9 protein-coding genes, 1 tRNA gene and 1 pseudogene are annotated in these 12,197 nt (G+C 68.2%); 3 read left to right on the forward strand and 8 right to left on the reverse strand.

The annotated features are described in order from the left end of the window. Nucleotides 1-33 precede the first annotated feature (33 nt). Nucleotides 34-2,703, forward strand: a complete 2,670-nt coding sequence (locus AB0J88_RS05285) for a LysM peptidoglycan-binding domain-containing protein (protein ID WP_364352621.1) — start codon at nucleotides 34-36, stop codon at nucleotides 2,701-2,703. Nucleotides 2,704-2,963: 260 nt separating this feature from the next. Here AB0J88_RS05285 and AB0J88_RS05290 read toward each other — a convergent pair whose 3' ends face one another. The 3 genes from AB0J88_RS05290 to AB0J88_RS05300 all read right to left on the reverse strand — a co-directional run bounded on the left by AB0J88_RS05290 (nucleotide 2,964) and on the right by AB0J88_RS05300 (nucleotide 5,851). Next, nucleotides 2,964-4,070: a 12-oxophytodienoate reductase gene (locus AB0J88_RS05290; protein WP_364352624.1), complete on the reverse strand. Its 1,107-nt coding sequence runs from the start codon at nucleotides 4,068-4,070 to the stop codon at nucleotides 2,964-2,966. 41 nt (nucleotides 4,071-4,111) lie between these two features. Continuing rightward, nucleotides 4,112-4,492: a MerR family transcriptional regulator gene (locus AB0J88_RS05295; RefSeq protein ID WP_364352627.1), complete on the reverse strand. Its 381-nt coding sequence runs from the start codon at nucleotides 4,490-4,492 to the stop codon at nucleotides 4,112-4,114. 222 nt (nucleotides 4,493-4,714) lie between these two features. Beyond that, nucleotides 4,715-5,851, reverse strand: coding sequence for an MFS transporter (locus tag AB0J88_RS05300; protein WP_364352630.1), 1,137 nt, complete (start codon nucleotides 5,849-5,851; stop codon nucleotides 4,715-4,717). A 1,826-nt stretch (nucleotides 5,852-7,677) separates the two neighbouring features. Here AB0J88_RS05300 and AB0J88_RS05305 point away from each other — a divergent pair. Continuing rightward, a pseudogene (locus AB0J88_RS05305) lies at nucleotides 7,678-7,890 on the forward strand (recombinase family protein); the annotation flags it as partial. A gap of 630 nt (nucleotides 7,891-8,520) precedes the next feature. Here AB0J88_RS05305 and AB0J88_RS05310 read toward each other — a convergent pair. After that, nucleotides 8,521-8,655, reverse strand: coding sequence for a hypothetical protein (locus AB0J88_RS05310; protein WP_364352633.1), 135 nt, complete (start codon nucleotides 8,653-8,655; stop codon nucleotides 8,521-8,523). A gap of 108 nt (nucleotides 8,656-8,763) precedes the next feature. Continuing rightward, a tRNA-Arg gene (locus AB0J88_RS05315) sits at nucleotides 8,764-8,835 on the reverse strand. 281 nt (nucleotides 8,836-9,116) lie between these two features. Between AB0J88_RS05315 and AB0J88_RS05320 the strand changes: the two genes are divergently transcribed. After that, nucleotides 9,117-9,656 (forward strand): hypothetical protein, encoded by a 540-nt coding sequence (locus AB0J88_RS05320; protein WP_364352636.1) that lies wholly within the window; start codon nucleotides 9,117-9,119, stop codon nucleotides 9,654-9,656. 272 nt (nucleotides 9,657-9,928) lie between these two features. On the opposite strand, the gene AB0J88_RS05325 is transcribed toward AB0J88_RS05320, so the two are convergent. Genes AB0J88_RS05325 through AB0J88_RS05335 form a run of 3 tightly spaced genes read right to left on the reverse strand, consistent with a single transcriptional unit; the run spans nucleotide 9,929 to nucleotide 12,132 of the window. Beyond that, nucleotides 9,929-10,603, reverse strand: a complete 675-nt coding sequence (locus AB0J88_RS05325; RefSeq protein WP_364352639.1) for a winged helix-turn-helix domain-containing protein — start codon at nucleotides 10,601-10,603, stop codon at nucleotides 9,929-9,931. A gap of 56 nt (nucleotides 10,604-10,659) precedes the next feature. Continuing rightward, entirely contained in the window at nucleotides 10,660-11,316 is a 657-nt protein-coding gene (locus AB0J88_RS05330) for a DUF305 domain-containing protein (protein WP_364352642.1), read from the reverse strand. Between the two features lie 3 nt (nucleotides 11,317-11,319). Further along, nucleotides 11,320-12,132: a DUF3105 domain-containing protein gene (locus AB0J88_RS05335; protein WP_364352645.1), complete on the reverse strand. Its 813-nt coding sequence runs from the start codon at nucleotides 12,130-12,132 to the stop codon at nucleotides 11,320-11,322. Between the last annotated feature and the right edge of the window lie 65 nt (nucleotides 12,133-12,197).

Genomic DNA, 12,197 nt, shown 5'->3' on the forward strand with positions numbered 1-12,197 from the left:
GCATCTCCTCCAGCGCCCGCCCGATGCCGATGGGTGATCAAAGATGTGCGGATCGTGAACATTCTTCGATCGACAGGTTGCGATGTGAACCAGGATGCGAGTACACGCGAGGTATCTGCCTGCCTGCTGCCCCCGGAGGCTGTCCTGACCCGATCCCCGGATCGGCCGACGCGCGAGCGAGACGATCTTCTGCGTCAGGAGACCGTCTGGCTTGCGGCACCTCCACCGAGGAGGCCCAGCGCGACCGCGCGAGCTGTCGCGCTCGCGCGCGCAGTCGGCGCCGTGCTGACCTTCGCCGTGTGGCTTGTCGGCATTCCCGTCGCACTCGTGATCGTCGTTGGATGGCCGGTGCCCCGGAGGCTCCCATCAGGACGAGAACTCCTGGACGCCCTGTCGCAACCGGACCTGTTGACGGAGCAGAACTTCCTCCAGGTCGCCGCCGCGCTCATCTGGCTGATCTGGGGCCTGTCCATCGCCTACACCGCGTACGCGCTCGCCGCGCTCGCGCCGTCGCGCTCACCGCGGATTCCTGTCCCGAGACTCGTCCGCCGCATCGTCACCGGCCTGGTCGGCTCGGTCTCCGTTACGGCCACCGGGCAGGTCGCGTCCGTCGCAGCACCGCCCGCGGTCACGGCGACCGCTCACGACGTTGAAGCGCCATCGCAGTCCCCGCAGCCCTCTGCAGGCGCGGCCGTCCAATCAGCGCCGAAGGCGAAGCCGAACGCCGTCGAGCACCCGGTCGTTCGAGGCGACACCCTCTGGGACATCGCCGACGAACACCTCGACGACCCGAACCGGTGGGACGACATCTATGACATCAACAAGGGACGACCCCAACCCGACGGACGCGCCCTACGGGATCCAGACCTGATCCAACCTGGATGGCGGCTCACGATCCCGACCGACCCCGCTCCCGCCACACCCACGCCTCCTGAGCAAATCCCGGAAGACCCTGCACCCGTGCCCACCGAGTCGCCTACGCCCGCGCCAGCTACGGCGACCACACCACCTTCAGCGTTAACGGACGCGCGCCGAGACGTCCGCGTCACCAGCACAGACGAGCGGGGCATCGAACTGTCCGACGGAAGCTGGATCCCTTGGGCACTGGCAGGCGCCCTCGCGACCGTCGCGGCTGCCGTATGGAGGCAGCGCCGGCGCCGCTACACCGGCAACGACGTGGAAGACGCGCCGACGATGCCGCCGCCGGCTCTGGCAGCAATCGGCCGGGCAGCGGCCAGGGCCAAGACCCGCAGACCGGCCGACGGAGCCTCCGGCGGCCGGATCCCTGTCGAGGAGGAGACTGCGGCCCAGGGGAGCGGAACGCCGCAGGTAACTGCTCTCGTCGGCGATGGAAGGTTGGGAGTGGCGCGCTCTGCGATGACGCAGACCCTGACCACCCCCGCTTCCGAACACACCGAACTGCGCGGCGAAGTCGTCACCGATCAAGCGTCGCTTGCGGCAATGCTCGGACCCTTCGGGAGCACGGTCGGCGGTTGGGCGCGGCTCCACATCGCCGTCGACATCGATGAAGCCGTCAGCATCCTGGAAACGCGGCTCCTGCACCGTGCCCGGATCCTCGACACTCAGGAGACGGAAGAGGCACCGCCACCGCTGTTGTTCATCTGCACAGCGCCACATCAGTCCGCCCAGCCTCGCCTTAACGCGATCCTTGGGCAGGGCCTTCCCCTTGGCGCGAGCGCACTCCTCCTGGGCGATTGGCCTGCCGCCGAGACCTTGAACGTCACCAGCGATGGCACCGTTCGAGGTACTGGCAGCCTGCCCCCGTCCCGAGTCGCAGTCCTCACCGCACGGACCGCCAATGAGGCGATCAACGCCGTCCGCGAAGCTCAAACAGGCGAAGCGGCGACCACACCGGCTACCCCCGACTTCGTCCCGATCGCGGCAAGCCGCACCCAGCACAGCAGCCCGGCAGCCCTGCCAGTCAGCACCGTAGCCAGCGAGCAAGCGGCGGCACCGAAGGCCCGACTACGCGTCCTCGGCCCACCCGGCATCGACGACATCAACAGACCGGGCCGCCCGCTACGCGCGAAAGCACTCGAAGTCGCCGTCCTACTCGCCTGCCATCCCGACGGCCTCACCACCCGAGACATCGGCGAACACGTCGAACCCGACGCGAAACTCAAGCAGGCCGACGAACGCGTCCACACCAACATTTCCAACCTCAAACACGTCTTCGGACGAGCGTCGGGCAAGCGCACCAAGGCATACGTCATCCGAGCCAACGGCAGATACCAACTCGACCGCGACACAGTCGACATCGACCTATGGGAACTGCGGGACCTCCTTCGCAACGCCGCGATCGCCAACCACGGCACACGGCGACGCCAACTCGAAGCCGCCTGCGCGCTGTACACCGCACCCCTGGCGGCGTCGACCGCCTACGACTGGATCCAGCCCCACCGCGAGGCCGTCCGCCGATGGGGAACCGAAGCGCACCTCCAGCTCGGAGAGCTACTACTCGCCGACGACCCGAGCGCAACCTCCGGACTCATGGACAAGGCAATCGCGCTCGACAGGTTCAACGAGGCCCTCTACCGGCTAGCGATGCGCGCCCGCCACGCCCTCAACGACACCGAGTCGGTCACCACACTTCTGCATGCCCTGACTAGGGCGCTCGCCGAGATCGACGCGATGCCCGACCAGGAGACCACCGAACTCGCGCGTCGGCTTCAGGCCCGCTGAGCAATCCTCTTTACCGACTGCGGCGACGGCATCGAGCCGGCGCCGCCCATAAAGTTCGCCAGGGCCCGGCAAAGTCGCGAAGGACGTAGCCGTGCCCGGATCGCGTAGACCAGTCCTGTCGTAGACAGCAGAGACGGCATGACTGGTCCGTCGAGCCTCGACGGCCTCGGCGCTGATCTGCCCTCACGGCCGCCCGGAGCATCGGAAAGCCGCCCATTGTGTGGTTCCCACCGGATTGCTGAGGTTGCTCCCGCGCGGGATCAGTGGTAGCTGTCCTCGTGCTCTTTGCGGTAGTCGACGATCGTGTCGAGGTTCCCGTCAGCGGCGTTGGTGACCCAGGCTGGGTTGGCCAGCAGGATCCGGCCCAGCGCGACGAGGTCGAACTCCCCCTCCGTCAACCGTTCGACAAGGCCGGAAATCGACTCAGGGCCGCCTGGCCTTAGGAACTCGCGCGTCAGGGCCACCGAGCCCACCGTGATCGCAGGCAGGCCCGTGAGTCGCTTCGCCCAGCCGGCGAGGTTGCGGGCGGAGCCGGGGAAGGCCGGTTGCCAGAACCGCCGTTGGGACGCGTGGAACGCGTCGGCGCCGGCGTCGGCGAACGCGGTCAGGATCTCGCCCAGTTGCTCGGGCGTCTCGGCGATGCGTGCGTCGAACCGCCGCTCTTTGAACTGCGAGAATCGCACGATGACTGGTCGGTCCGCCGGGAACGCGGTGCGGACCGCGCGCACGACCTCGGCCGGGAACGCCGCCCGGCGGGCCGGCGGACCGCCGTACGCGTCGGTGCGCCGATTGGTGAAGGGCCACAGGAACTCGTCCAGCAGGTAGCCGTGCGCGGCGTGCACCTCCACGGCGTCGAATCCGGCTCGGGCCGCCACCCGAGCGGCCTCGGCGTACGACTCGAGCAGGACGTCCATGTCGGTGAGAGTCATCGCGTGGCTGGCCGGGCGGCCCGGCTCCCGCACCCCTGACGGCGCCCACGCCCGCACCCCATCGACCGGGTCACGCAGGCTACCCAGATGCCATAGCTGCGCGGCGATCCGGCCGCCCGCGGTGTGCACGTCGTCAACCACGCGCCGCCAACCGGCCTCGACCGGACCGGCCGTCATCCGCGGCACCGTACGCTCGTGCCCCGCGCTCGGGTGCCCGACCAATACGCCCTCAGTGACGATGAGCCCGACGCGCTGCTCGGCCCGGCGCCGATAGTAGGCAGCGACCTCCGGCGTCGGCACGCCGCCGGGCGACCGGAACCGGGTCATCGGCGCCATGACGAACCTCGACGCCAACGACAGGCCCGCAAAGGTGACCGGCTCCAACAACGCGGCCATCAGCTGGCCGGAAACGGGGCGTGTGACCGTGGTCGTTGTCATGCCGTCAACGTAGAACCTGACACCGGTGTCAAGGGCAAGCCTCAGGCAGCGGCGCGGCCGCCAGATCGGGTGGGCCGCTCGTCGACGGCCATGTCAGCCAGAACGTCGTCGAGCACCTCGACCGTCTGCGCCAGCCGCGCCATCTCGGCGACGATGCGCTCGCGTTCCTCGCAGAGCCGGTCGGTCAGCCACGACGTGCGGACGTCGGGGTTGGTCATGCACGGCAACAGCTCGTACATCCGAGTGCTGCTGATACCCGCGTCGAAGAGCCGCTGGATAAGCAGGACGCGGTCGACCGCCGCGTCCGAGAAAACACGCTGGTCGCTCGCGGTCCGCGCCGACACGAGCAGCCCCTGCTGCTCGTAGTAACGGATCGACCGGGTACTCACACCGGTCCGGGTCGCTAGTTCGCCGATCCGCATCGCTGTCCTCCGGTGCCCGAGATTGTGTCCACCGTACGACGAGATGAGTCAGAGTCAATGAGTCAGAGTCGTAGTCCCGATCGGGTCTATGGCTTCGGTCGTGAGAACGGGGCCCGAATGAGCGTCTCCTCCGGGCCCGGGGCGGACTGTTCCGCCTTGATCAATGTGCGCGAGTCCGGGACCCACCTTGCAGACGCCGACGGGTGAGCGCGAGCATGTCGATCAGGGTGTTCGATCGTGGTCGAGGACCACGGATCGGAAGCGCCAAAGGAGGAGTAGGTCATACGCCGCCTTGGCTGATCCGGCGAGCACGAGTGGTGCGGCGAGGCTGCCGTTGGCGAGCAGCCAGCCGGCGAAAGCGGGTGTCGCGGCTGCCGCCAGGCTGCGGGGCACGTTAGTGACGCTCGCCGCAGCCGCTCGCTCTTCGGGGAGGACCACGGCCATCACGAGCGCTTGGCGGGCAGGCACGTCCATCTGAGACAGCAGCGATCGCAGCAGCAAGAACCCGATGGCGACCACGGGGTGAGGCACCAGCGCGGCGATGATGAGGAAGCCGTTGGCCGGAAGGTGGGTGAAGACCATGGCGTGGACCAGTCCGATGCGCCTTGCCAGGCGAGGTGCGAGGAACTGTGAGAACGCGGCTAGCGTCCCGGCGCAGAAGAACACGGTGGCGGTCGATGCGATCGATAGGTCGAACTTGAGGTGGAGCCAGACGACTAGCAGCGATTGGATGACCAGGCCTCCGCCGGCGGCGTCGAGGCTGAACAAGGCGGCGAGCTGAACGACGACTGTCCGTGAGCGTTGGAGGGGTCTGGTGGGGGTGGATGGTCGCGGCTCGTCGCGGGGAAGGCCTCGGTAGACCAGAGCGGCGATCGCGGCAACCGCGACGTAGAGCAGAAAACCGGCGCGACCGGTGATGGCGCCGGATGCAAGCGCGCCGAGCGCGCCAGCGAGGTTCCCGCCGACGTTGTAAAAGGCGTACAGACGGGTGCGGGCATTGCCGGTAGCCTGGCCCGCCAGGAATGCCTGTTCGGTGGGGAGGAACACGCTGACGTCACCGGCGGACGGGTTGAGAGTGCCGACGACGGCGACCGCGAGGAGGGGGATGAATGCGGTGATCGCGAAGAAACCCAGTCCGGTCGCGGCCATGAGAGCACTGGCGCCGAGCAGGACGGTGCGGAAACCGACCCGCACGCCGGTGAGACCGACGAGGAGCGTCAGCGCGGCCGAGCCGACCAGCGTGCCGGTGACGATGACGCCGACTTGCAGAGGCGTGAATCCGATCGCCACGAGATAGTGGGCCAGCAAGACGCTCACAAACCCGTCGGCAAAACCTCGCAAGGTCCGGACGAGCACCACGCGGCTAGCGTCGGAATGCATACCTCACCCGGTTGGGCAGTCCACGCCGAGTACGCCCGCTGGCCGCCCAGTCCGCTTCATGATCATGTGGCGCATCCTCTCACGCCGCTCGTCCGCCGGCTGATCGCAGCAAGGCGATGCGGCGCATGGACGAACCGATATGTCAGGGCCCGACGATGTTGCCACGCCATCGCCGCCAAAGGCGGGGAGCAAGCGTGCTCATCAGCAGATCCGGACGCTGCTGCGCGCGAATACCGCCCCGTGTAGTTGGTGATCTCTATGCGAGGGCGTCGGCCCGACCATCACCCCGACGCCAGATCAGACCGGGTCCCAAACTGACGCCCAATGAAATCCGCGTGCAGATACCGGGACCCAAACTCCCGCCCAAACGGGTCCGCTACTCGCGCTCAGAACCAGGTCTAGGCCCGCAACGCTCTGACAGTCGCGGAAGCTGCGTCGGCCAGTCGCCGAGCGGGCCGCGGTGTCGACCCAGCCCGGCGATCGCCTGGCGGGCATTGGCGTCCTCGACACACCGAGCGGTCGTCGCCTGCTGAGGCCAGCAGGTGATGGCCGTTGGCCGCGTGCCTGTGGACCTTGATGATCATCTGAACCGGTCATCCCTGCCCTGCCACCAGCAGCAATGGCGCGTCTACACCGACCACATCAAGCCGGGCACTCCGCGACTTTGCCGGGGCCCGTAAAAGTTCGCCCCCATGACTCGAAAGGAGAACCCATGGCCGAAACGTCTGTGGACGCGGTAACGCGCGTTCCCATCGCCAAGGGAAATCCGTGGTTGACGCGAGCGATCAGCAAACCAATGGGACGGCATCCGCCGACCCAATTAATTGCACCGTGGACGATGTCGAATCCGAATTGTCGACAAAACGTGCCCCGACGGGTACGTCGAACATCGACCAATCGGCATTAGAATTGGATTTTGACATCACTATTGTTGGCGGGGCAGCTGGCAGGCGGTTAGCGGCCGAACAGGTCAACGCCATTCTGGAGGTTGTCGAATGGTTCACTCGAAGGCCACCTCGGTCGACATGACTGAGAACAGCGAAGCGGATTCTGCCAAGCTCGCGACCTGGCTCCAAGCCCGCGTCGTCGACACTCCCGAACCGCGCCGGCTGCGGCTGGCCTGGATGGGAAGAACCTCGGACGATGAGGTCCAAGACCCGACAATCTCGCTCCCCAGGCAGCTGCGCTCCTGCCACGTCGCGCTGGGCGACGACATGGAGATCAGGCTGCACTTCTGGGACGTGGAGACCTCACGCAAGGCTCTCGGCGCTCGGGGGAGTAGCTCTGCCTGGCGCAACTTCGACATCGACATCCCACGCGACGGCGGGATCGCCGACTTGCTCGCCGAGGCTCAACTGCCCAACCGCAGGTTCGACGGGGTCATCTGCGAATCCATCGACCGCATCGCACGGCTGACATACCAGAGCACGAAGATCGAACATGACCTCGAACAACTCGGCATTCCGCTGATTGCCGCCGACGAGCCGGTCATGCGATCCGCGCGGACGGGCCGGATCGAGAAGAAAGCCGGCATGGTGCTGCTACGCCGCGCCAAGCAGGGCGTCGCCGAGTGGTACGTACTCGAAATGCTGGAGAAGTCCCGCAACGGCATCGAGATCCACACCGACCAAGGCTTTAACGTCGGCAAGCCGCCCTACGGCTACCGCGCCGAGCGAATCCGGCACCCGGTTCCGGCCAAACGGTCCGAGGGCAAGCACAAGACCAAGCTCGCGCCCGATGCCGTACGCGGCCCGGTCGTCACGCGAATCTTCGAGATGCGCGCCAACGACGGTCTCTCCTACCGCATGATCGCCGGCAGGTTGAACGAGGACCTCACTGAGAACCCGCCGCCGGAGCCTGTTGACCCCACCCGAGCGCTGGGCCGGTGGAGCCCGCCATCAGTGCGCGAGATCCTGCTCAACCCGAAGTACACCGGTCACATGGTCTGGAACCGCCGCGCCACCAAGGACAAGCAAAGTCCCGGCAAGTTGAACCCGCGCGACGAGTGGGTCATCTCCAGCCGCCCCGTACACGAGGCGCTCGTAGACGTCGAACTCTTCCTCGCCGCACAGCCCACGCCACGGCGACGGGACAGAGCGCGCGCCGATCTCGGCCCGCTGGCCCGAAATCCGCATCGACAGACGAAAAGCGTCTACCGGCTTCGGTCCTACGTGTACTGCTCACCCTGCGGAACGCGCATGCACGGCAAACGCAACCACGCCGGCACTCCCTACAGCTACTGCCAGCCCCGGGGACGAGTCCGTCCGGACGGCCACCCCGCCACCGTATGGGTCAACGAGCGCAAACTCACCGACGTCGTGTCCCACTTCTTCAACACCCACGTTCTCGGACCCGACCGCGTCCAACTCGTCGCGGCAAGCCTGCCCGCGGCCGCAACACACGCCGCCGCAGCCCACCTCCAAGCGGAAGTCGTCTTAGAACGACGGGCGGCCGAGCTCGAAAGGTCAGCCGACAACCTGCTTCGTGCCCTGGAGAGAAACGCTGACGCCGATGGCCACTTCTTCGCACGCATGAACCGCCGCGTCAAGGACCTTGATCGGGAGATGGCAGAGGCGGCCAACGCCCTCGCCGCACACCGCGCGGCGGCGCCTGAACCGCCGACCAACGATGTCTCCCTGCTCGACCTGCTACCGCTGGTCGAGATCGATCTCAACGAGCTGGCGGCCGACCGCCTCCGCAAGTTCCTCGACGCCTTCCGGGTCGAGATCCACTACGACCACCGCAGCCGACGGGCGACTCTCAAGGCCGAGATCAGCGGACAACTGATCGAGGAACTTACCCGGGTGGCGAACTGGGGACAGCCAACACCAGAACGCGAAAAGGGGGAGGACTCACATGCTGGCGACACCGCCGCGCACAGTTTAAGGAAGTGCCCCCGGCAGGATTCGAACCTGCGCCCCCGCCTCCGGAGGGCGGTGCTCTATCCCCTGAGCTACGGGGGCTCAGTGACCGAGAAAGAGTACCAGGGATCCGACCCTGGGGTGCACAGGCACCCAGGAGGTGCCGTATCGGGGGTCCGAGCTGCGGGTGAAGCTGTCCCTTCAGTGGATGCGCCGGGTGTCAGCCGCCGAGAAACATGTGTCGACCGGGAGCACGTTCGGAGGCTGGAGGATCTTTGCGTTGGCGGCCTGCGCTGGCACTTGCCGCTTCGGTGGCGGGTGTTGCCCTGCTCTCCGGAGCCGGGCCCGCCTGGGCTGATCAACCCGCGGCCCCGCAGACCCGCGTGGGTATCCCAGCAGTCGGCGCTGGCATGGTCGGCAGTCCGCCCCCACGGCCGGCCAGCCCACCCCCGCCGCCGGTCGGCACACCTAAGCCGCCGCCCGCGGACACGGAACCGCCGAGCCTCCCACGAGCCACGGCCGACCCGGCCGCGTCGGACGATCTCCGGCTCGACAGGACGCCGGCACCGCCACCGCCGCCACCCCTGGACGGGCTGCGGGCCGGGCCGCACAGCTCCCGCCAGCGAGCCGAGGCCGGCGTCGTCAACGCGGTCCTCGAGGTCGCCGCCGAGAACGCCGTACGCGTGGCCGACCGTTCGTCGGCGGGCAACGACGACGACGTCCTGCCGACCGAAACTGCGGTCGTGCCCAGCACAGACCCGTCGGTGCCCGGCACTGGCGGCGGTGGCGACGGCGGCACCGATCCGGGGGCCACAGGCATGGCGGTCGGCAGCGTCCTCCTGATCGGCGTCGGGCTGATGGCCGCCGGAGTCGCCTTGGTCGGTCTACGCAGCCGCCGCGACACAGCGGACCACAGCCACTAGACAACCGTCCGCGGCTCCGCATCGGGCTCAGCGTCGACGGTCGCAACACCGGTCGCGGCGTGCCGGACGGACCAGCCGCAAACCGGCCCGGCTGACATGTTCAGGTCGCCGAGCAGCACCTGTGGTGCCCCGAACGAACACCTCGACACCCGCTCCGCCGCCTGCCGATCAGCGGTTCGGCACGCGACATGGAGGAGAGCCGCAGCTTCCGCCGCGACCGCGGGGTCGGGCGCCATCCCGGCCCCTGCCGCGATATGGCTGCCCACCGCCCGCTAGGAAAGGCGTTCGCAGCTTGGCATCGGGTGTAGGACCACCTTGCCCGGCGCTCGTCTGGGTAGCTGCCACGTTGCCCAGGAGCCGTCCACTATCGCGTGGGCTGGGCGGTTTCCGCTCAGGCGGCCCAGGAAGTCGCGGGGGAGTGCTGCCGTGGGGCCGCCTGGCGCGATCATGAAGCCGATCCTCGTCCGGCCAGCCGGGCCAGAGACCGCCGACACCATGTCCGCGGCCGGGGCAACACCGCACAGACGCGCCCGGCCGATCCAGTGCAGCTCAGCCCTGTGGGTGGCGGCCGTTCGGGCGATCAGCGGGTACGCCGTGGTCATCCACCGCCCGACCGCTCCCGCGCACATCGGGCACGCGCGTTGGGCGGGATCGCGGGCGATGGCTCCCCACGCCGTCAGCAGGCGCGTCACCCGAGCGGTGGTCAGCTTGACCCCGAGGAGACCGCTGGCCAAGGCCGCGACAGTCCGGCGGGTCCATAGGTCGCCAGGAAGGGCCAGGTCGGTGGGCACATGGCCGCGGATGGCCTCGATCAGGGCGGCTTCCTGTGCGCGGGTCAGCGCGCGTGAGTGCGCGCGTGGGCCCGCAGCCAGCGCGCCGTCGCCGCCGATGCGTTCGCGGCGGCACCAGCTCACCGCCGCGGCGCGCGGGTCGAGAAGTGCCCCCATGACAGGTCAACGACCGTCGTGGGGGCTAGGTAGCGCAATGTAACCAAAGAATTACGCTAAGCGCCGATCTTGGTCAGGATCTGTTGGATGAACTCGAGCTCCGCGCGTTGGTTGTTGGCCATCGACTGGGCCAGCCACACGACGTCGGTCTCGTGGGTCTCGGCCAGCACGCCCTCGACCATGTGGATGCCGCCCAGGTGGTGCTGCTGCATCAACCGCAGGAACAAAAGATCGAAATCATGGCCGGTCGCGTTGCGCAGCTTGGTCATGTCAGCGGCGCTGGCCATGCCTGGCATCAGGCCGTTCTGCATCAGGCTGGCGCCGTCGGTCATCCAGCTCATCTGCGGCCGATGCCCGGTCGGGCCGAGGTGCCAGTCGCGCAGCCAGGTCTGCATCATGCCGATCTGGGCCTGCTGGGCCTGGGCGCTCTCGCCGGCCAGCAGGCGCAGGTCGGGCTGGGTGCTCTTGTCGAGCGCCAGCATGGACATCTCGACCGCCTGGGCGTGGTGCGAGGACATGTCGCGGGCGAACCCCGCCTCGACCGAGTCCTCGCCGGGGTGGTTCCGCGACTGGGCGAACCACCCCGCTCCGAAGGCGGCGATGACCACGAGCACGGCCGCGACGACGGCGGAGGTGACCAGCAAAGCCCTTCGGCGCGGCGGCGCCGAGACGGAGGAGACGGCTACCGCGGCGTCGTCATAGGTCGTGCTCATGGGTCACTGTCCTTGAGGCTGCTGCTGGAGCTCCCGGGGAGTCGTCCCGGTAGCGGTCACGCCGCCCGAGCAGCCGACGCCAGGCTCGAGGGTGGCGTTGAGCCGCAGCGCGCGGATGAACTCGTCGACCCGCTCGTCGCTGGCGTTGTCCACCTTGAGCTGGTAGCCCCAGGCCTGCAGCGAGATCGGCTTGTCGAGCCCCGGGAACGGGCTCATCATGGTGAACTCCTGGCCCCGCACCTTGGACGCGAGCGCGTCGACCTGGTCCTTGGGCAGGTCGGGCCGGTAGGTCACCCAGACGGCGCCGTGCTCGAGGCTGTGCACCGCGTTCTCGTTGGCGATCTGCGCGTCGTAGACGTCGCCCATGCAGTTCTGCCAGCTCACGTTGTGGTCACCGGCGACCGGCGGCGTCTGCGCGTACTGGATGGAACCGCTCTTGTGCGAACGGGTGTCGACCAGCTTGGGGTCGGACTTGCGGAAGTCGCTGATCCCCGAGATGCCCTCGGCCTTTTCCTTCCAGTCCTTCGGACCGACCGAGACGGCGTAGATGCCGTACCCGATGATCGCCGCGGCGATGACGCCGACGGCGGTGAAGAGCGCTATCGGGCCCCAGCTGCGGCCCTGGCTGACCTTGACCGGGGTGATCGGCTTGCGCGGCTTGCCCCCGCCACCCGGCCGGTTGCCCTTGCCACCTCCACCACCCGAGGGGCGGGCGCCGCGCGCGGCGGGCGGACGCCCCGCACCGGCTGTGGCCTTCTTGGCGGCGGGCGGCGCGGTCTGACGGCTCGAGTCGCCGGCCGGAGTGCTGATGCTCATGGTGCCTCGTCATCGTCGGTCGGTGATGGGGGGATGCATCATCGGGCGCACAGGGTCGCCACCGA

The organism is Asanoa sp. NPDC049475 (assembly GCF_040676915.1).
GTDB lineage: Bacteria > Actinomycetota > Actinomycetes > Mycobacteriales > Micromonosporaceae > Asanoa.

What these genes read in the sequence shown, in the direction of transcription:
- AB0J88_RS05335 (WP_364352645.1), bottom strand. Translation starts at nt 12,132, where the DNA reads ATGAGCATCAGCACTCCGGCCGGCGACTCGAGCCGTCAGACCGCGCCG.
- AB0J88_RS05330 (WP_364352642.1), bottom strand. Translation starts at nt 11,316, where the DNA reads ATGAGCACGACCTATGACGACGCCGCGGTAGCCGTCTCCTCCGTCTCG.
- AB0J88_RS05325 (WP_364352639.1), bottom strand. Translation starts at nt 10,603, where the DNA reads ATGGGGGCACTTCTCGACCCGCGCGCCGCGGCGGTGAGCTGGTGCCGC.
- AB0J88_RS05290 (WP_364352624.1), bottom strand. Translation starts at nt 4,070, where the DNA reads ATGACAACGACCACGGTCACACGCCCCGTTTCCGGCCAGCTGATGGCC.
- AB0J88_RS05295 (WP_364352627.1), bottom strand. Translation starts at nt 4,492, where the DNA reads ATGCGGATCGGCGAACTAGCGACCCGGACCGGTGTGAGTACCCGGTCG.